At 44.9% G+C, this 24652-nt stretch carries 1 protein-coding gene (running past one end of the window); it reads left to right on the top strand.

The genetic code is table 11. The features are described 5' to 3' along the window. A protein-coding gene (locus PNUC_RS05725; protein WP_011902936.1) for an ESPR-type extended signal peptide-containing protein crosses the window boundary here: on the top strand, positions 1–24652 show its 3' portion. The gene continues 6638 nt to the left of window position 1, outside the view; 24652 of the gene's 31290 nt are visible here — the last part of the coding sequence; the start codon falls outside the window, past its left edge; its stop codon occupies positions 24650–24652.

Raw genomic sequence — 24652 nt, 5'->3', positions numbered from 1 at the left:
CGGCACCATCATGGGCGCCATTGCGGGTATTACTGCGCAATCTAGTAATCCTATGCGCTCGATTACTAATTCCAGTAGCGGTACGATTGTTGGCGGTAACTACGGTATCTTGGTTGGAACTTCAGCCGGTGGAGATATTAATGACGGAGTATTTAATAGCGGGTTGATTCTTGGTTCATCAATTGCTGGTATTGGTTTAGATAACGGATCCTATAACTACGCTGACATTAACAACAGCGCCACAGGTACCATTGCCGGTGGTCAATTTGGCATTAGCGTCGCTAACAACAGTAATGCATATCAAGACATCAACAACCAAGGTTTGATCACTGGCTCAGTGGCAGGTATTTTGGTTGACCACAGTAATCTCAATGGCATCATCAATCAAAGTACCGGCACGATTGCCGGTGGTGCTTATGGTATCTCTATCAGTAATACAGGCCAAATTAATGGGTCGACTGGTATTAGCAACGCGGGAACAATTTACGGTGCTACTGCAATCAAGGTAGCTACTGGTAGTCAAATCACCAACGGTATTACTAATAGCGGTTTAATTAGTGGCACTACTGATACTGGTGTACTAGCTATTAATAATGGGTATATTGACACCATCAATAATCAAAGCTTAAGTGGCTCTCAAGTGGGCACCATCACCGGTGGTCAATACGGTGTTGCAGTTCAAAGTGGTGGAGCGATCGGTTCTATCAATAATGCAGGAACGATTATTTCCCTAGGTGATGCGGGGCCAGGCAGATCTGCAGGCATCTATTTAGGCGCTCAATTGATTGGACCACCCGGACCCTCTGCATCTGGTGGAGCAATTATCAGTGGCATTACCAACACAGGCTTAATTCTAAGTACGAGCGCGGGCATCTTAATTACAAGTAATAGTCAACTTTCAGGCGGTATCACTAATGCTGGTTTGATAAATGGCTGGGCAGGTATCGTTGTTAATGACGGCGCTACTGCAACCGGAGGAATTCTTAATACAGGAACCATTCTTGCAAGCAGCTATGGCTTAGATATATTTGATGGTGGCACTGTTTTAGGTGGCATCACCAATATAGGCACCATCTCAAGCGGTGGTACAGGACCTAGTGCCGATAGAGGCGCTATCTTTTTGGCGGGTGGCGGGCTGATAGCCAATGGAATTACCAATACTGGATTAATACAAGGTGCAGATGGTATTTATGTTGGCCAAACTAGTGGTTATCCAACTGGTGGCACGGTACTGGGAGGCATAACAAATTTTGGCCAGATTGTAGGTGCAAGTGCTGGTATTGCAGTAGTTTCACAGTCAACCGTCGTGGGTGGCATTACCAATACAGGCCTTATTGCTGGTACTTATAACGGCATCCTAGTAGGTAACAACTCTTACATCGACTCTATTAACAACCAAAGCTTAAGTGGTTCTCAAGTAGGTACGATCGCTGGTGGTCAATATGGTATTGCAGTTCAAAGTGGTGGAACGATCGGTTCTATCGGTAATGCCGGATCTATTCTTGGCGCTACTGCAATCAAAGTGGAGGCTGGCAGTCAAATCACCAACGGTATTACAAACTCAGGCTTGCTCTCCGGCACTGTTGGCATCAATAACGCCGGGCTCATTTCGGGCATCACAGCAATTAAGTTAAATAGTGGAACGGTGATTGGTGGCATTACCAATACAGGCCTTATTGCTGGTACTTATAACGGTATTCTAGTTGGTGGCGGCTCTTATGTGGATTCCATCAATAATCAAAGCTTAAGTGGTTCACAAGTTGGTACGATTGCCGGTTACCAGTCTGGTATTAATGTCGGTGGAGTAGTGGGCTCGATCAATAATGCGGGCACCATTATTGGCGCAGCTGCATTACAGATCAACGGTTCTGTTTTAGGTGGCCTAACCAATTCTGGAGTCATGATTGGTCAAGGAGGATTGGGCATCAATCTGGGTGATAGCGATCTTATCAGTGGAGGTCTTACCAACACAGGAACCATTGTTAGCACTAATCATGCAATTAATGCATACAAAACTACCATTACCAAATCTAGTGATGGCATTGCTGCTATTTACAACTCAGGCACATTAATAGGGGTAGGAACCGTTGACGATGCATCAGGTATTAGATTAGAGCACTCTTATGTTGATGGTGGAATCTATAACGATGCCAATGCCTTGATATCAGATCATAGTTACGGTATTAATTTGGTTAACAGCTCAACTGTGATTGGCGATATCACTAATAGATCAGGCGCCACCATCTCAGGTGGAGGTGATGGCATTCATATTCAGAGTAGCGTACTTGCTGGAGCCATTAGTAATAGCGGCAGCATATTGGGTGGCAATAACGGTATTTTAATTGGGTACGGCAGTAATATCTCTAACGGTATCACGAACGCCGGCCTCATCTCTGGCGCCAACACTGGTATTGCACTCTCCTCCAACTCCACTATCCTAGGTACCATCAACAACACTGGCACCATTGCTGGTAATACGTACTCATTGAACTTGCAAAATACAGCAAGTGGATTGGTGGTAAATAACTCTGGCACCTTAATAGGCGCAGCCAATATAGGTATCAATACCTTAAACCTGTCTGGTTCTAATGCCGTAGTAGCCGGCAGCATCACTGGCTCATCTTCAAGTGCCGTCAATGTATTAGGTAACTTTAGTAGTGGTGGAGACATTGCAGTAGGCGCAGTCAATATTAGTAACACCGGCGCCTTAACCTTAAACAACAACGTCAATGTCAATACGGGTACCCTGACCAACGCCGGTAACCTCATTGTTACTGCTGGCATTACTCCAATCATTACTGGTAACTATGCCCAGTCAGGTAAATATAGTGTCGGTATTACTGGTCCAACTAACTATGGTCAGCTGCACATCATCGGTGATGCAAACTTTACTTCAGGCTATAGCTTTGGCATTACCCCAGGATCGGTAGTAACAACCGGCACTTATGGTTCTATCTTAGATGCCACTGGCACTATTGGTGGCTTTAGTGCGTATAACGGCATCTACCATTACAGCGGCTTAACAACCGCTTACTCAGTCACTGGTGATATTGCCCCTAATGAACTTGATTTAATTTATGGCACTACCACCGGCTACGGTCAGCTCGTCTTTAACACCTCTACTTATACCGGTGATGTGGGCTTTGCTAGTTACCACAATGGTGTCCTCATTAACTCCGGTGTGAGCGTAGGTGGTAACTCCTACGGTATTTACATTAACTCTGGTGGCTCAATTGATGGTGGTATTACCAATAGCGGTACCTTAGTAGGCACATCGTATGCCGGAATACTGATTGGTAATAACAGTACTTTAGGCGGCACCTTAGGCGGCCTTTATGGCGCTGGCATCCAAAACTTAGCAGGCAGCACCATCGCTGGTGGTCAATACGGTATTGCCATCCAAAGTGGTGGGGTTGTAACGAGGGGTATTACCAATGCGGGAAGTATTTTGGGTGTTTCTGCAGGTTTACTAATTTCAAGCTCTAGCCGCTTAACAGGTGGCCTAACTAATACTGGCTTGATTGCTAGTCAAGGCTGGGCTGGTGTAGTGGTAAATAGTGGCGCCACAGTAGCCGGAGGGATTTTTAATACAGGAACTATCCTTGCGGCAAATTATGGTGTAGATGTTTTTGATGGGGGCAATGTTTTAGGTGGCATCACCAATACTGGCACCATAGTAACTAGTCAGGGTGGACCGTTCCCTATGGGTGCAATCTTTGTGGGGGCAGGCATCGTATCAGGCGGTATTTCTAACTCGGGTTTAATTAACGGAGCATCTTCCTCTGGTGTTCTAGCTATTAACAATGGTTACATCGACTCCATCAACAACCAAAGCTTAAGTGGTTCACAAGTAGGCACCATTGCTGGTGGTCAATACGGTATTGCAGTTCAAAGCGGTGGAACTATTGGATCCATTTTGAATGCGGGAAGTATTTTGGGGGGCACTGCAATACAGGTAGTGCGTGGTAGTCAACTTACCAATGGCATTACTAACTCAGGATTGATCTATGGCAGCGGCATGATGAATGCCGCTGGTATCGCTGTTGGTAGTGCAGCTAGTATTGTTGGGGGTATTACTAATAGTGGTTTAATAATCGGTAACTCAAATGGAGTTTTAGCTTATGCTAGCTCAACTGTTATTGGCGGTATTTCTAACTCGGGTTTAATTAACGGAGCATCTTCCTCTGGTGTTCTAGCTATTAACAATGGTTACATCGACTCCATCAACAACCAAAGCTTAAGTGGTTCACAAGTAGGCACCATTGCTGGTGGTCAATACGGTATTGCAGTTCAAAGCGGTGGAAGCATTGGCTCTATTAATAATGCCGGAACGATTTTTGGCGGCTCTAAAGCTATTTCTCTTAAATCTTCAACTCTATTGGGTGGTATCACCAATGTCGGTTCTATTATCGGTCCTTACAGGGGAATTGATTTAGGGCACGGAGCGCTATTAGCTAATGGCATTACTAATAGTGGATTAATTCAGGCAACTGTATGGTCGGCTATCGATGTTTGGGGTGAGCCTGGCTCTACCATCACCTCGGGTATTTCTAATTTGAGTGGCGGAACGGTTCTGGGTAATGGTGTAGGTATTTCAGTTTGGTCAGCATCTACGATTGCTGGAGGTATTAGTAATGCAGGGCAGATTATAGGCTCTACATTTGCTGGCATTCTTGCAACGAGTAGTGGTCCCTCTACTGCAGCCGGAACAATTCTTGGCGGCATTACCAATACAGGTTCAATTATTGGCGGCAGCATAGGGATTTTTGCAAACGCTGGCTCCTTAATCGCTGACGGAATTACTAATACTGGTTTAATTTCTGGTAGTAGTGCTTCTGGAATTTTTATTAACAACAACTCTTTCATCGACTCTATCAATAACCAAAGCTTAAGTGGTTCACAAGTTGGCACCATCGCTGGTGGTCAATACGGTATTGCCGTCCAAGGTAATGCAACTCTCGGATCAATATTGAATGCCGGATCAATTTTGGGTGCTACAGCCATTTATGTGGGTGATGGTGGCACTATTGTTAATGGCATTACTAATAGCGGGCTGATTTCGGGAGCTAATGTAGGTATTACGCTAGACAACCCAATCCATTTATTAGGGGATATTGTTAATAGCGTAGGTGGCACCATTTCAGGGGGCGTTACAGGCATTAAATTTGCAGCCCGTGGTACCGATATTTCTATTAGTAATAGCGGCCTTATCTATGGAGGATATGCCGCTTTACATCTTTCTAATTCCTATCAGTTAAGTCTACTCGCCAACTCATCAGAGGGCACCTTAGCTGGTGATAGTTATGGCGTATATGTAGACGGCGCATCCCATATGAACGGCATTACTAATGCTGGATTGATCTCTGGATCAATAGCCGGACTAGGGCTTGGTGGTAACTCTAGCATTGATCAAGTCATTTTTAATGCTAACGGCGGCACGATTTTAGGCGGTCAATACGGAATATTCGCAGCCTCTGATTCTGTAATGAATGCAGGCATTAGGAACAGCGGATTAATTACAGGATCTATCGCTGGCATAGCTTCTCTATCAAGAGCGTATATTCACGGTGGCATTATTAATGATCTAACGGGAACTATTTCTGGTGGAGAGTACGGCATCCTTGCTTCAAATAATGGCAATATTCCAGACGGCATTACTAATGCTGGATTAATTTCTGGCTCTAATGCTGGTATTTCTGCAAGAAACTATGGCACCTTAATGGGAGGCCTCACCAACTCTGGCCTAATTTTATCTAGCAATACTATCGGTAGCTCTGCTATTGCATTCAATAGCAACTCCACTTTAGTGGGTGATCTGATCAATAGCGCTGCGGGTGTGATTAGTGGCTTTGAAGGTGTCAAGATCACTAACACCTCCACCATCCTTGGCAATATAAATAATAGCGGCTTGATTACTGGTATGGGCGATGGTAGTGGTAGCTCATACGGTCATGGTATCCAGCTCTATAGCAGTGGCTTATTGACTGGCGATATCATTAATAATGCTAGCGGCTCCATCATGGGTGTTGGTACTGGTATTAGCATCTACAGCCGATCTACTCTAACTGGTAGCATTAATAACAGTGGTCTAATCTCAGGTGGCTTGGGCGATCAACAGACCGGCATCATCATTGGTGATAACAGCACCCTAGCTGGCAATATCCTGAACAATGCTGGCGCTACCATCTCTGGCGTTGGCACCGGCATCAGACTCTCCTCCAACTCCACTATCCTAGGCACCATCAACAACACTGGCACCATTGCTGGTAATACGTACTCATTGAACTTGCAAAATACAGCAAGTGGATTAGCGGTAAATAACTCTGGTACCTTAATAGGCGCAGCCAATATAGGTATCAATACCTTAAACCTGTCTGGTTCTAATGCCGTAGTAGCCGGCAACATCACTGGCTCATCTTCAAGTGCCGTCAATGTATTAGGTAACTTTAGTAGTGGCGGAGACATTGCAGTAGGCGCAGTCAATATTAGTAACACCGGCGCCTTAACCTTAAACAACAACGTCAATGTCAATACGGGTACCCTGACCAACGCCGGTAACCTCATTGTTGCTGCTAGCACTTACACCCCAATCATTACTGGTAACTATGCTCAGTCAGGTAACTACAGTGTTGGCATTAATGGCCTAAGCTATGGTCAATTACACATCCTCGGTAATGCCAGCTTTACACCAGATGCTATCTTTAGTATTGCTCGAGGATCAAACCTTACTGGTAGCAGCTATAGCTCTATCGTTGATACCACTGGCACTATTGGTGGCTTTAGTGTGTATAACGGCATCTATCATTACAGCGGCCTGACTACCGAGTACTCCGTTACTGAGGTAGGTACTAGCGAACTTGATCTTCTCACCACTACCACTGGCTACGGTCAGCTCGTCTTTAACACTTCTACTTATACCGGTGATGTGGGCTTTACTAGTTACCACAATGGTGTCCTCATTAACTCCGGTGTGAGCGTAGGTGGTAACTCCTACGGTATTTACATTAACTCTGGTGGCTCCATTGATGGTGGTATTACCAATAGCGGTACCTTAGTAGGCAGCTCGATTGCCGGCATCTTTATTGGTAATAACAGTACTTTAGGCGGCACCTTAGGCGGCCTTTATGGCGCTGGCATCCAAAACTTAGCAGGCAGCACCATCGTTGGTGGTCAATACGGTATTGCCATCCAAAGTGGTGGAGTAGTAACGAGTGGTATTACCAATGCGGGAAGTATTTTGGGTAATACCGCAATCCGAAATAATAGTGGAACTATTCTGGGCGGCTTACTGAACACGGGCTCATTGATTGGCGCTAGTAATGGTATCTCACTCACTTATAGCACCGTAGCTGGCGGCATTACTAACACTGGATTAATTACTGGCATTGGTAGTACCGGTATCTATTTAAAAGGCGCCACTTTATTAGGCGGTCTTACCAATACTGGCACCATCTATGGCAATACCGATGCAATTGCAATTACTCACAATAGCTTCATTGCCAATGGTGTTGTTAACACAGGCTCCATTATTGGTGCAAGTAATGGCATCTCGTTATATGCGAATGGTCAGGTAGCTGGAGGTATAACCAATACAGGCTTAATTGCAGGTATGAATCAAATTGGAGTGAAGTTAAATGACTTCTCTACCATTGCAGACGGCCTTACTAATGCTGGCACAATTTATGGCGGACGCACCGCCATTAAGGTTGGCTTTGAGAGTCAAATTACTGGTGGCCTTACTAATGCTGGCTCCATTATTGGTAACAGCTATGCCGGAATCCTCGTTAGCGGCAATGCCTCTGCTATTGACTCCATCAAGAACCAAAGCTTAAGCGGCTCACAAGTAGGCACCATTGCTGGTGGTCAATACGGTATTGCAGTTCAAAGCGGTGGAAGGATTGGCTCTATCAATAATGCTGGAACGATTATTTCCCTTGGCGCTCCAGGTCCATTTAACCCAGCGGGTATCTATTTAGGTGGGTCCGGACCATTTGGATCTGGTGGAACTATTGCCAATGGCATTACGAACACTGGCTCAATCCTAAGCCCTAGTGTTGGCATCTTAATTACAAACTCGAGTCAATTGATAGGCGGCATTACTAATGCAGGTTTGATTAATGGTGCAGCCCGGGCAGGGGTGATTATAAATAGTGCCGCAACAGTTGCCGGAGGAATTACAAATACGGGAACCATTCTTGCTGGAAACTTTGGTCTAGATATTTATAACGGCGGTACTGTTTTAGGGGGGATCACCAATACAGGAATGATAGCAACTAGTGATGGTGGGCCGTTCCCTCTCGGTGCAATTTATGCTGGTGCAGGGGGTTTAATATCTGGCGGTATTTCTAACGCTGGTTTAATTAGCAGTGTATCTTCCTCTGGGGTTATAGCTCTTTATGGAGGTTACATCGACTCCATCAACAACCAAAGATTAAGTGGTTCACAAGTAGGCACCATCGCTGGTGGTCAGTACGGTATTGCTTTACAAACCGGTGGACGGATTGGCTCTATTAATAATGAGGGATCAATTCTTGGTGCTACTGCAATACACATTAGCGCAGGTGGTCTAATTAGTGGTGGCATTACTAATAGCGGCTTGATTGCAGGAAGTGGCGTAGGTATATCCTTAATCACGGGCAGCTTTTTAAATGGCGGCATTAAAAATACTGGCACGATAGCCGGTCAATTGGCTGGAATAACTTCTTTATCATCTTCAATAAGTGGTGGAATAACAAATAATGGCCTCATTTCAGGCTATGATTTTGGAGTAGCGGTCATATCTGGTGGTAGCTTTGGCCCAGGCTTCATCGATTCTATTGACAATCAAAGGGCTGGCTCTGTAATCGGAACCATTTCGGGCGGCTTGCAGGCCATCTCAATATTTAATGCCGGTACGGTGGGCTCCATTATCAATGCCGGCCTTATTTCAGGAGTGGGAAATTCTTTCACAGGTGCCGGTATCTACGTTGGCCCTGCTCCATTTGGGCCCTTTGGCACTCAAGGCGGTTTGATTACTAGCGGTATTACCAATACTGGCTTGATTATGGGTGGTGTCAATGATTCCGGACAAGGCTTTGGTCTAGACCTTGTTAATTCATCTTTGCTTAATGGTGTTACCAACTCTGGAACTTTTTTAGGGATTGGGGTGTATGGTGGTGCTGGTATCAATCTTCAGAGCTCTACTCTGATGGGCGGCATTTCCAACAATGGCTCTCTGGTCGGTTACGCAGGAACTATTGGCGGCGCTGGTATAGCCCTGAACAATGCATTACTCACCGATGGAATCAAAAATCTAGCTATGGGTACTATTGCTGGCCTAGCTATGGGTGCGGGCGCAGCTGGTATCAATCTTCAAAGCTCAACCCTATTAGGCGGCATTACTAATCATGGAATGATCGAAGCTCAAGGTATAACTGGATTCGGTATCAACTTAAATTACTCCACTATGACTGGCGCAATTGCTAATACAGGCGGCACGATCTTTGGAATTAGTGGTGGCGCTTCAACTGCTGCCGGAATTAACCTCTATCACAGCACGTTAACAGGAGGTATTACTAATAGCGGTTTGATTTATGCAGAGGCTGTTGCTAATCCAGCCTTTGGTATTTTAGTTTCCCACTCCTCCTTGGTGGGGGGTATTACCAATAATGGAACTATTGCTGGAGAATCGAATGTTTTTGCTGGCGGAATTAATGTTACTAATCAATCGATTCTATCTGGAGGTATTAGCAATTCTGGATTAATCGCAGAAATCGGATCGGCTAATATCGCCGGAATTATTGTTGGTATTGATTCTACTGTTTATGGGGGTATTACTAATAGTGGTTTAATAATCGGTAACTCAAATGGAGTTTTAGCTTATGCTAGCTCAACTGTTATTGGCGGTATTTCTAACTCGGGTTTAATTAACGGAGCATCTTCCTCTGGTGTTCTAGCTATTAACAATGGTTACATCGACTCCATCAACAACCAAAGCTTAAGTGGTTCACAAGTAGGCACCATTGCTGGTGGTCAATACGGTATTGCAGTTCAAAGCGGTGGAAGCATTGGCTCTATTAATAATGCCGGTTCTATTATTGGCAGAACTGCCATTCAAATGGACTCTGCGGGCCTTATCTCCAACGGCATCATCAACACTGGCCTCATTGCAGGTGCAGTCGGTATTAATAATGCAGGAACCATCTTAGGCAATACCGCTATTAACAACAATGGCGGTACGATTCTTGGTGGCATTATCAATACCGGATCAATCATGGGTACTAATCAAGGTATCTATATTGCCAACGGCTTAGTCACCAATGGTATTAATAATGCTGGTGGACTCATTAGCGGCAACGAAGCCCTCAACATTTATAGCTATGGCACTGTTTTAGGCGGCATCACTAATGCTGGGGCGATCATCGGCGCCACCTACTCAGGCCTAGGCTTAGGCAGAAACAGCACGATTTTTGGTGGCATTACCAACACTGGCCTAATTAGTGGCAACTCTTCTTCTGGTATTGGCGTTGGCAACTACAGTACCTTATCTGGTGACCTGATCAATGCTGTCGGCGGAACAATCACTAGCGCTTTGCAAGTAGGTATTGGTTTGAGTACTCATAGCACCATTACTGGCAGCATCATTAACGATGGCCTCATCAGCGGCTCAACTGCTGGTATTGCGGTAGCAAACTTTGGTACTTTAGTAGGAGGCCTTACCAACACTGGCCTCATTAGTGGTAACTACTTTGCGGGTGTAGGTGTCGGTCACGGTTCTTACGTTGACTCCATCAATAACCAAAGCATCAGTGGTTTACAAATAGGTACCATCACAGGTGGTCAATATGGTGTTGCCGTTATTAATGGTGGAGCTGTTGGCTCGATTAATAACGCTGGCTTGATTAATGGCTCGCTTGCCGGTATCGGCGTCTCCACCAACTCCACCATCCTAGGTACCATCAACAACACTGGCACCATTGCTGGTAATACGTACTCCGTTAACTTACTCAATAGCGCTAATGCCTTTACCGTTGATAACAGCGGCACCTTAATAGGCGCAGCCAATATAGGTATCAATACCTTAAACCTGTCTGGTTCTAATGCCGTAGTAGCCGGCAACATCACTGGCTCATCTTCAAGTACCGTCAATGTATTAGGTAACTTTAGTAGTGGCGGAGACATTGCAGTAGGCGCAGTCAACATCAGTAACACCGGCGCCTTAACCTTAAACAACAACGTAAACGTTAATACTGGTACAGGTACCCTGACCAACGCCGGTAACCTCATTGTTGCTGCTAGCACTTACACCCCAACCATTACTGGTAACTATGCTCAGTCAGGTAACTACAGTGTCGGTATTAACGATATTGCAGGTACTTACGGCAAATTACATATCACTGGTGATGCTAGCTTTACCCCCAACGCGACCTTTAAGATTGCACCAGGATCTAACGTTACTGGTACTGCTTACAACGCAATCTTAGATACTACTGGCACCATTAGTGCCTTTACGCCTTATAGCAATACCTTCCATTACAGTGGTCTGACTACGGAGTACTCCGTTACTGAGAACATCGCCTGGAATGAACTGGATCTTCTGATCGGTACGAGCACCGGCTATGGTCAACGTATCTTTGATACCTCTACCTATGCCGGCACGATTGAGCCTGGCTTTACTAGTTACCACAATGGTGTCCTCATTAACTCCGGTGTGAGCGTAGGTGGTAACTCCTACGGTATTTACATTAACTCCGGTGGCTCAATTGATGGTGGTATTACCAATAGCGGTACCTTAGTAGGCACATCATATGCCGGAATCCTGATTGGTAATAACAGCACACTGGGTGGCACCTTAGGTGGTCTTTATGGTGGTGGCATCCAAAACTTAGCAGGTAGCACCATCGCTGGTGGTCAATACGGCATTGCCATCCAAAGTGGTGGAGTAGTAACGAGTGGCATTACCAATGCGGGAAGTATTGTGGGTAATACCGCAATCCGAAATAATAGTGGAACTATTCTGGGCGGCTTACTGAACACGGGCTCATTGATTGGCGCTAGTAATGGTATCTCACTCACTTATAGCACCGTAGCTGGCGGCATTACTAACACTGGATTAATTACTGGCATTGGTAGTACCGGTATCTATTTAAAAGGCGCCACTTTATTAGGCGGTCTTACCAATACTGGCACCATCTATGGCAATACCGATGCAATTGCAATTACTCACAATAGCTTCATTGCCAATAGTGTTGTTAACACAGGCTCCATTATTGGTGCAAGTAATGGCATCTCGTTATATGAGAATGGTCAGGTAGCTGGAGGTATAACCAATACAGGCTTAATTGCAGGTATGAATCAAATTGGATTGAAGTTAAATGACTTCTCTACCATTGCTGACGGCCTTACTAATACCGGCACAATTTATGGTGGGCAAGCTGCAATTAAGGTTGGCTTTGAGAGTCAAATTGCTGGCGGCCTTACTAACTCCGGTTTAATCAATGGCGCTACTTATGCCGGAATCCTCGTTGGTGGGTATGCCTCTGTCATTGACTCTATCAACAACCAAAGCTTAAGTGGTTCTCAAGTTGGAACCATCGCTGGTGGTCAATACGGTATTGCTATTCAAAGTGGTGGGGTAGTAACGAGTGGGATTACCAATGCGGGAAGTATTTTGGGCTCTAACGGAATCTTCCTTCACAGTGGTAGTCAACTTATTAATGGAATTGTAAATACCGGATTGATATCTGGTAGTGGCATGTCTGAAGCCGCAGGTATATATGCTGGGTTTGGCTCTACTATTGTCGGCGGTATTAATAATGATGGGATTATTTCTGGAAATTCAGTTGGCATTATTGCTTATAACAATTCATCTATTGTTGGTGGCATTACCAATACAGGCAATATTCAGGGGTCATCTAATGCTGGCATCTTGAGCTTTGATGGTGCTTACATTGACACTATTAATAACCAAAGCCTAAGCGGGTCCCAAGTTGGAACTATCGCTGGTGGTCAATATGGTATTGCTGTCCAAAGTGGCGGAACAATTGGTTCCATTTTGAATGCGGGAAGTATTTTGGGTGCTACTGCAATTCAGATTGATGCAAGTAGTCAAATCACCAATGGCATTACCAATACCGGTTTAATTGCTGGAACCGTAGGCATTAATAATGCAGGCACTATTGCTGGGGTAACTGCAATTGCAATCAATGGCGGCACTGTAATAGGCGGAATAGTAAATACCGGTTCCATTTTAGGCACTAGCGCAGGTATTTATCTGAACCAAAGCACAGTCACCGGCGGAATCACTAATGCTAATTTAATAAATGCTATCTCAGCAATTAACATTCACAATACTTCTTTATTAGGAGGCATCACCAATACAGGAGCTGTTATTGCTCAGCAATTTGCGATTGGAGTGAGTGGGGCGGATGCAAGGATTGTTAATGGTATTACCAATAGCGGAAGCCTAGTTAGCAATGGATCGGCACCAAATAGCGGAATCTATATTGGCAGTAATGCGCTAGCATCGGGCGGTATAGTCAATCAATCTTCTGGAGTAATTCAAGGTGGCAATGGTATTGATGTGGCATACCACGGAGTTCTAACGCAAGGGATTAACAATCTTGGAAATATCATTGGGACCTCTAGAGGCATTGCTCTCTACGGTGCAGGAACTGTAGCTGGTGGCATCACTAACTCTGGATTAATCTCAGGAACTTCATACTCCGGAATACTCATAAGTTCTAATTCAAGCCTTGACGCCATCAACAACCAAAATACTGGTTCTACTGTAGGCACCATCGCTGGTGGTCAATACGGTATTGCCGTCCAAGGTAATGCAACTCTCGGATCAATATTGAATGCCGGATCAATTTTGGGTGCTACAGCCATTTATGTGGGTGATGGTGGCACTATTGTTAATGGCATTACTAATAGCGGGCTGATTTCGGGAGCTAATGTAGGTATTACGCTAGACAACCCAATCCATTTATTAGGGGATATTGTTAATAGCGTAGGTGGCACCATTTCAGGGGGCGTTACAGGCATTAAATTTGCAGCCCGTGGTACCGATATTTCTATTAGTAATAGCGGCCTTATCTATGGAGGATATGCCGCTTTACATCTTTCTAATTCCTATCAGTTAAGTCTGCTCGCCAACTCATCAGAGGGCACCTTAGCTGGTGATAGTTATGGCGTATATGTAGACGGCGCATCGCATATGAACGGCATTACTAATGCTGGATTGATCTCTGGATCAATAGCCGGACTAGGGCTTGGTGGTAACTCTAGCATTGATCGAGTCATTTTTAATGCTAACGGCGGCACGATTTTAGGCGGTCAATACGGAATATTCGCAGCCACTGATTCTGTAATGAATGCAGGCATTAGGAACAGCGGATTAATTACAGGATCTATCGCTGGCATAGCTTCTCTATCAAGGGCGTATATTCACGGTGGCATTATTAATGATCTAACGGGAGCTATTTCTGGTGGAGAGTACGGCATCCTTGCTTCATATAATGGCAATATTCCAGACGGCATTACTAATGCTGGATTAATTTCTGGCTCTAATGCTGGTATTGCTGCAAGAAGCTATGGCACCTTAATGGGCGGCCTCACTAACACCGGCACCATCATGGCCGCTTCTGCCATTTCCATTAGCACTAATAGCACTCTCTATGGTGGCATCAATAACGCGGGCTCCATCATTGGCGCCAATACGGCTATTACAGTTACTAATAACTCTACCATCGCAGGCGACGTAATCAACAGTATTGCCGGTGTGATTAGGGGTACCAATGGGGTGAAAGTTAGTACATACAGCAGCTTGATGGGTAACATCACCAATAGTGGCTTGATATCAGGTGGCACAGGTGGTACTGGTCACGGTATCCAAGCCTACAATCATTCGCTTATTAATGGCAATATAGTGAACAATGCCGGCAGTACGATCATCGGCGCTGGCTCTGGTATTAGTATTTACGAAGCCTCCACCATGATTGGTAATATCACCAACAGTGGCCTGATCGCTGGCGGTACTGGTGATCTACAGACTGGCATCATCATTGGTAATGGCAGCACCCTAGCTGGCAATATCCTGAACAATGCTGGCGCTACCATCTCTGGCGTTGGCACCGGCATCAGACTCTCCTCCAACTCCACTATCCTAGGCACCATCAACAACACTGGCACCATTGCTGGTAATACGTACTCATTGAACTTGCAAAATACAGCAAGTGGATTAGCGGTAAATAACTCTGGTACCTTAATAGGCGCAGCCAATATAGGTATCAATACCTTAAACCTGTCTGGTTCTAATGCCGTAGTAGCCGGCAACATCACTGGCTCATCTTCAAGTGCCGTCAATGTATTAGGTAACTTTAGTAGTGGCGGAGATATTGCAGTAGGCGCAGTCAATATTAGTAACACCGGCGCCTTAACCTTAAATAACAACGTCAATGTCAATACGGGTACCCTGACCAACGCCGGTAACCTCATTGTTACAGCAGGCAATACTCCAACCATTACTGGTAACTATGCTCAGTCAGGTAACTACAGTGTCGGTATTAACGATATTGCAGGTACTTACGGCAAATTACATATCACTGGTGATGCTAGTTTTACCCCCAACGCGACCTTTAAGATTGCACCAGGATCTAACGTTACTGGTACTGCTTACAACGCAATCTTAGATACTACTGGCACCATTAGTGCCTTTACGCCTTATAGCAATACCTTCCATTACAGTGGTCTGACTACGGAGTACTCCGTTACTGAGAACATCGCCTGGAATGAACTGGATCTTCTGATCGGTACGAGCACCGGCTATGGTCAACGTATCTTTGATACCTCTACCTATGCCGGCATGATTGAGCCTGGCTTTACTAGTTACCACAATGGTGTCCTCATTAACTCCGGTGTGAGCGTAGGTGGTAACTCCTACGGTATTTACATTAACTCCGGTGGCTCAATTGATGGTGGTATTACCAATAGCGGTACCTTAGTAGGCACATCAATTGCCGGAATCTTGATTGGTAATAACAGCACACTGGGTGGCACCTTAGGTGGTCTTTATGGTGGTGGCATCCAAAACTTAGCAGGTAGCACCATCGTTGGTGGTCAATACGGTATTGCCATCCAAAGTGGTGGAGTAGTAACGAGTGGTATTACCAATGCGGGAAGTATTTTGGGTAATACCGCAATCCGAAATAATAGTGGAACTATTCTGGGCGGCTTACTGAACACGGGCTCATTGATTGGCGCTAGTAATGGTATCTCACTCACTTATAGCACCGTAGCTGGCGGCATTACTAACACTGGATTAATTACTGGCATTGGTAGTACCGGTATCTATTTAAAAGGCGCCACTTTATTAGGCGGTCTTACCAATACTGGCACCATCTATGGCAATACCGATGCAATTGCAATTACTCACAATAGCTTCATTGCCAATAGTGTTGTTAACACAGGCTCCATTATTGGTGCAAGTAATGGCATCTCGTTATATGAGAATGGTCAGGTAGCTGGAGGTATAACCAATACAGGCTTAATTGCAGGTATGAATCAAATTGGATTGAAGTTAAATGACTTCTCTACCATTGGTGACGGCCTTACTAATACCGGCACAATTTATGGTGGGCAAACTGCAATTAAGGTTGGCTTTGAGAGTCAAATTGCTGGCGGCCTTACTAACTCCGGTTTAATCAATGGCGCTACTTATGCCGGAATCCTCGTTGGTGGGTATGCCTCTGTCATTGACTCTATCAACAACCAAAGCTTAAGTGGTTCTCAAGTTGGAACCATCGCTGGTGGTCAATACGGTATTGCCATCCAAAGTGGTGGAGTAGTAACGAGTGGGATTACCAACAGTGGCACTATCAGTGGTGGTAGTGCTGGTATCGCAGTTGTCAATCACTCCATCATCGCAGGTAGCATTACCAACAGCGGCTCTATCAGTGGTGGTCGGAGTAAGACTGGCATCATAGTTTCAAGCACTTCAATTATCGCTGGTGGCATTATCAACAGTGGCACTATTAGCGGTGGTGGAGTTGCTGATGCTATTGTTCTTCAAAATGGTAGCTCTCTGGGTGGCGGCATCACAAACGATGGGGTGATCTCTGGTGGTACATCTGGTGCCGGAATTTATCTTGGTAACTCTTCAATTGCTGATGGAATAAAAAATAATGGGAATATTCTTGGGTATACAGGGATTTCTCTTCGGGACCTCTCAGTTTTATCAGGCGGAGTATTAAATAGCGGAACAATATCCGGTGGTGGTACAGGGATTATCTTAAAGAGTAACTCTACTTTATCAGGTGGAATACAAAACAGTGGTGCAATAAAAGGTCGTTCACAAGGAGTCTTCCTGAGTAGCTCATCTATTGCTGGGGGCTTAACTAATTCTGGCTTGATTTCAGGCGCAACCAAGGTCGGCATCTTTGTAGGTACTAACTCTTACATCGATTTCATCAATAATCAAAGCTTAAGTGGATCTCAAGTTGGAACCATCGCTGGTGGTCAATACGGTATTGCTATTCAAAGTGGTGGGGTTGTAGGGTCAATTAATAATGTGGGTACTATCGTAGCTGATGCTGGAGGCATTAGGTTAAGTGATGGCGTATTAGTGTCGGGCGGTATATCAAACTCAGGATTAATCTATGGTCGGGGTTGGGCTGGAATATTGGTCAGTTCTGCATCCACCATTAATGGTGGCCTGTTAAATACAGGTGCCATTGTTTCTGATTTTAGTGGCATAGGCATTGATATATTTAATGGCGGAACTATATTTGGTGGCCTCACCAACGCAGGGACCATCAACGGTAGTTCATTGGGAATCTTTGCTCCGGGCGCAGCCTTAATTACTGATGGCATAAGTAATTCTGGCCTAATTCATGGTGGCGCAACTGCTATCTATATTGGCCCCAGCCTGAGTAATCCGTCTGGTAGTACGGTACTTGGCGGTATTGCTAATACTGGCTTGATCTCCAGCAATTCTAATGCAGCTATATTTGTCGGCGATAGTTCCTATGTAGACTCCATTAACAACCAAAGCCTAAGTGGGTCACAAGTAGGCACAATCTCTGGTGGCCAATATGCCATCAGCATTCAAAACGGAGGAATTGTTGGCGTACTGAACAATGCTGGCACGATCCAAAGTTCTCTAGTTGGAATCTCTACAGTTATTAATATTGCTTCAGCTGGCTCTATCTCCAACGGCATCATCAACACCGGTCTGATTGCAGGCGCAGTTGGTATTAATAATGCCGGCACAATCTTAGGTAATACTGCTATCCAAAATAATGGCGGAACCATCCTAGGCGGCATTCTTAATACGGGCTCCATCATTGGTGCAAACCAAGGTATCTTTATTAGTAATGGCCTAGTCACCAATGGTATTAACAATGCTGGCGGACTCATTCGTGGCAATGAAGCGCTCAATATCTATAGTTACGGCACTGTTTTGGGTGGCCTCACCAATACAGGCTCAATCATCGGCGCCACTTACTCTGGCTTAGGCTTGGGTAAAAATAGTACGATTGTTGGCGGCATTACTAATACTGGATTAATTAGCGGTGTTATTTCTTCGGGTATTGGCATTGGTAACTACAGCGTACTGTCTGGAGACTTAATCAATGCTGCTGGTGGAACTATTAGCAGTAGCCAACAAGTAGGTATTGGTTTAAGTACTCACAGCACCATTACTGGAAGCATCATTAATGATGGCCTAATCAGTGGATCACTTGCTGGTATCGCAGTAGCCTACTACGGCACCCTAGCTGGCAATATCCTGAACAATGCTGGCGCTACCATCTCTGGCGTTGGCACCGGCATCAGACTCTCCTCCAACTCCACTATCCTAGGCACCATCAACAACACTGGCACCATTGCTGGTAATACGTACTCATTGAACTTGCAAAATACAGCAAGTGGATTGGTGGTAAATAACTCTGGCACCTTAATAGGCGCAGCCAATATAGGTATCAATACCTTAAACCTGTCTGGTTCTAATGCCGTAGTAGCCGGCAACATCACTGGCTCATCTTCAAGTGCCGTCAATGTATTAGGTAACTTTAGTAGTGGCGGAGATATTGCAGTAGGCGCAGTCAATATTAGTAACACCGGCGCCTTAACCTTAAATAACAACGTCAATGTCAATACGGGTACCCTGACCAACGCCGGTAACCTCATTGTTGCTGCTGGTAATACTCCAACCATTACCGGTAACTATGCTCAGTCAGGTAACTACAGTGTCGGTATTACCAGTCCAACTAACTATGGTCAGCTGCACATCATCGGTGATGCCAGCTTTACTTCAGGCTATAGCTTTGGCATTGCCCCAGGATCGGTAGTAACTACCGGCACTTATGGTTCGATCTTAGATACCACTGGAAACATTACCGGCTTTACAGGCTTTAGTGGAAATTATTCATTCAGTGGATATACCAACCCATTTGAAATTGCGAAAATTGGAAGTAATGAACTGGATTTAATTTATGGCACTACTACCGGCTATGGTCAACGTATCTTTGATACCTCTACCTATGCCGGCATGATTGAGCCTGGCTTTACTAGTTACCACAATGGTGTCCTGATTAACTCCGGTGTGAGCGTAGGTGGTAACTCCTACGGTATTTACATTAACTCCGGTGGCTCAATTGATGGTGGTATTACCAATAGCGGTACCTTAGTAGGCACATCAATTGCCGGAATCTTGATTGGTAATAACAGCACACTGGGTGGCACCTTAGGTGGTCTTTATGGTGGTGGCATCCAAAACTTAGCAGGTAGCACCATCGCTGGTGGTCAATATGGTATTGCCATCCAAAGCGGTGGAGTAGTAACGAGTGGTATTACCAATGCGGGAAGTATTTTGGGTAATACGGTTGCTGGTATTTTAGTAGGATCAAATAGTCATCTTGATTCCATCAACAACCAAAGCATTAGTGGATCTCAAGTAGGCGCCATTGCTGGCGGTCAAATTGGTATTTCTATCCAAAGTGGCGCAGTAGTAGGCTCCATCTCGAATTCTGGAAGCGTTATCGGAAATTCATATGGAATTCGATTAGCAGGTAATTCGACTATCTCTGGAAATATTTCCAATAGCGGGCAGATTTCTGGAGTTGGATTTACTGGCATTAATGCTTTCCAATCCACCATATTGGGCGGTATCTCCAACTCTGGCGTGATTACTGGAGGAGCTACGGGAATAAGCGCTTATTATGGATCTCAAATCGCTGGCGTTACAAATGACGGTGTTATTTCCGGCAGCGGGCTTGGAATTAATGTGGCCTCATTCTCTACACTTTCTGGTGGCATAGATAATGCAGGCACTATTACAGCGGGCGTAACTGCAATTCAAGTGATTGGTAATAGTAGTATCACCGGCGGAATTAACAACTCTGGTTTAATTAGCGGTTCGTCATCTATCGGAATATTAGCTGGAAGTAATTCCCATATAGATTTCATTAACAACCAAAGCTTAAGTGGTTCACAAGTTGGAACTATAGCTGGTGGTCAATATGCCATCAGTATTCAAAATGGTGGGGCTGTAGGCTCAATTAACAATGCTGGCTCAATTCTTGGCGCTACTGCAATTCAGATTGATGCAAGCAGTCAAATTACCAATGGCATTACCAATGCTGGTTTAATTGCTGGAACCGTAGGCATTACCAATGCAGGTACGATATTGGGTACAGCTGCCATTCAAATTGCTGGCGGGTCCGTCATTGGTGGAATTATTAATAGCGGTTTAATTTCTGGTGCAAGTAGCTCGGGAATTTTAGTGACAAATAACGGTTATATAGATTCAATCTATAACCAAAATAATGGTTCTCAGACTGGTAGCATTATCGGAGCCCAGGTTGGCGTTCTGATTTCATCTGGTGCTCGTGTAAATGCCTTAACTAATACAGGTTTAATAAGCGGCGACCTAAAGGGTCTGACAATTGCAAATCACGCAAATCTAGGCCAATTAGTTAACAGCGGCACTATTACCGGTGGTAATAACGGTATAGATTTGCTTAGTTATGGAACCTTAAGTAACGGCTTATTTAACAGTGGCTCAATTATTGGCGGAAATACTGGTATTTATGCGGGAGTTCACGCTACCTTACTCGGCGATATTACCAATACCGGTGTAATTTCTGGTAGCGCTCACTCCCTTTCATTTGTAAATCACAATATCTTTGCGGTATCGAATAGCGGCACCTTGCTTGGTTCTGTGTATTTGGGCCAAAATAGTCTGAACCTCATTGGTGCTAATCCTGTAGTGATTGGCGGTATTACGGGTGGCACCAACAGTACAGTAAATGTAACTGGGACATTTAGCACCGCAGGCATTATGAATGTTGGTGCAATTAATATCAGCAATAGTGGTGCTATGACATTGAATAACAATGTTACGGCTTACAACGGAATAGGCGGGGTTGGCACGCTAAGTAATGCTGGTCATTTGAATGTTCTGACTGGCGCAGCTCCAACTATTACAGGAAATTACAGCCAATCTGGAAATTACAGCGTTGGTATTAGCAACACCAGCACTTATGGCAGGCTATTTGTTACTGGTGATGCTATTTTTACAGGTTTAAGTTACAGCTTTGGAATCAACCCAGGCGCCAACCTTACGGCTAACCAGACTTACGGGTCAATCCTCTTTACTGGTGGGGTGATTAGTGGGTTTACTAATTATTCATCCACTTATTATTCAGGCGGAATGAGCACTGCTTACTCTGTAACTGAAGTTGGAAATAATGAGCTTGATTTAATTGTTGGTAGCACTAGAGGTGCCGGTCTTCAAACCTTTAGTGCGAATACGAACAGTGGCACTTTATCTGGCTTTAGTAGCTATGAGAATGGTGCAGTCATAGATTCCGGCGTTCTGGTTGTTGGTAGAACAAATGGCATTTATGTCAGCTCAGACAGCTCTATCAATGGGTCGATTGTAAATAATGGAACTTTGATAGGCGTAACTGGAGCGGCAATTTATATAGGCGATCCAAGCACCCTTGGAGGCGCTATTGTTAATAATGCTGGCGCAACATTAAGCGGTGGAAATTATGGTATATATCTGAACACCGCCGGAACTGTAACCAATGGCATTACTAACGCCGGTTTGATTCAGGGGAATAGTATTGCGGGTATTGCGGTTATGGGGGCCTCGGCTGTCATTGGCGGCATAACCAATATAGGCACGATCTCAGGTAATCGCACGGGTTTGTTGGTCTCAACAAACTCTACTGTTGTTGGCGGCGTAACTAATAGCGGCACCATCGCTGGCGGCTTGCTCGGAGTTGCCCTGAAAAATGCGTCAGTTGTCGACTCAATTGCTAACACCGGCTCTATTTTTGGCGCTACTGCAATACAAGTGAGCGCTGGCAGCAAGATTATCAACGGTATTACTAGCACTGGTTTGATTGCAGGTACGATCGGCATCAGCAATGCTGGCTCCATCCTGGGCGTTACTAGCGTTCAAATAGCTGGCGGAACAGTTGCGGGCGGCGTCATCAATACAGGCTCATTAATTGGAGCTAGTAATGCGATTTCTGTAACAAATGGCACTGTGACAGGCGGCATTGCTAATACTGGATTAATAAGCGGAGCACTTGGTGCTGTTGTAGTGGCTAACCACAGCACTCTATTGGGTGGTATCACCAACACAGGATTAATTGCAGGAACTAACGCTATTTTGGTTGGTAGCAGTTCTTACGTTGACTCCATTAACAACCAAAGCTTAAGTGGCTCACAAGTTGGCACAATTACCGGTAGTCAATATGGCGTTGCCATTATTAATGGCGGGGCTGTCGGCTCGATCAATAACGCCGGTCTGATAAGTGGCTCTATAGATGGTATCGGTGTCTCCACCAACTCCACCATCCTAGGCACCATCAACAACACTGGCACCATTGCTGGTAATACGTACTCCGTTAACTTACTCAATAGCGCTAATGCCTTTACCGTTGATAACAGCGGCACCTTATTGGGCGCCGCCAATATAGGTATCAATACCTTAAACCTGTCTGGTTCTAATGCCGTAGTAGCCGGCAGCATCACTGGCTCATCTTCAAGTGCCGTCAATGTATTAGGCACCTTTAGTAGTGGCGGAGACATTGCAGTAGGCGCAGTCAATATTAGTAACACCGGCGCCTTAACCTTAAACAACAACGTAAACGTTAATACTGGTACAGGTACCCTGACCAACGCCGGTAACCTCATTGTTGCGGCAGGCAATACTCCAACCATTACTGGTAACTATGCTCAGTCAGGTAAATATAGCGTGGGAATTACCAATACCTCTGCCTATGGCAAGCTTTTTGCAACTGGGAATGCCGTGTTTACAGGTGGCGCTTATAGCTTTGGCATCAACCCAGGATCTACAGTTGCTGCAAATCAAACATATGGCTTAATTTTCAAGGCAGCTGGTGGAATATCTGGATTTAATTCTTATTCGGGTACTTATGTTTCTGGCACTAGTTCTTATGCCTACACCGTGTTACAAGATGCTACTGATCCAACCGCTTTAGATCTATCGGTTGGAGCGCAGACTATCAACACGATTAATTATGTTCCTAACGTTTTGGCTAACAACAACCCATCTGCGGTTGGTGCTGCAACTGCATTAACGGTTATCGCTAATGGCACGCCAGGTACTATGGCGCCAGCTATTAATGCGTTGAATTCTCTCAGTGGTAAAGCGCAATCAAATGCGATTAGTCAAACAGTGCCACTGATGGCGGGTGCGTTTAGTCAGGCGACTTATAGTACTCAACGTGCATTAAATCAAATTGTTCAATCCCGTATGGATTCAGGGCTTGGCTTGGCTAGAGGTGAAGAATTTATTGGAACTGACCAGTTCTGGATGAAACCATACGGTAGTTGGTCAAATCAAAATGACCAAGCAGGAGTTTCCGGATATAAAGCCAGCTCTGGAGGTGTCGTTTTGGGTGTCGATAAAGAGTACTCCGTAAACTCTAGGGTTGGTGCTATGTTGGCAATTGATAACACCAACATCACAAGCAATTCTGCTGCTGCGCCTAATAGTGGTGTGGTAAATAATTATCAAATGGGCTTATACGGTACCTACAGGCTTGACCCAACCTTGCATGTTAATTACCAAGCGGATATGGGTATCAATCAAAATAAGGGAACTCGTACGATTAACTTTGTCCAAAGTGCTGCAGCTTCATCGAATTATTACAGCTATTCTGCGCATGCTGGAACAGGCATTAGCAAGCAGATGCCGATTGCTGAGGGCACAACATTTATACCTTCCGTACGGGTTGATTATTTTGGAATGCAAGCTAATGGGTATACAGAAACCGGGGCATCTTCTGGCTTGAATTTAAATGTTAATCAGCAAACATATCAAGAGCTGATGACTACGGCAGATCTTAGATTGGATCAGGCGTTAACACCAAAATCGAAAATTGTTATTAATGGTGGTGCTGGTTATGATTCCATGAATAAGCAAACCCAAATTAACTCAGTCTTTACTGGTGGTGGACCTACTTTTGCGACAAACGGTTTACAAACATCCCCAGTGCTTTATCACGCTGGAGTTGGTTTTGTGGGTACCGATAAGAATGGAATTGAATACTCAGTTCGTTACGATAATCAATTCAAAACCTCGGGTTTTGTCAATCAGACGGGTTCTGTTCGGGTAAAAATTAACTTTTAA

The organism is Polynucleobacter asymbioticus QLW-P1DMWA-1 (assembly GCF_000016345.1).
Lineage (GTDB): Bacteria > Pseudomonadota > Gammaproteobacteria > Burkholderiales > Burkholderiaceae > Polynucleobacter > Polynucleobacter asymbioticus.
This window is presented reverse-complemented; position numbering and strand designations above follow the sequence as displayed.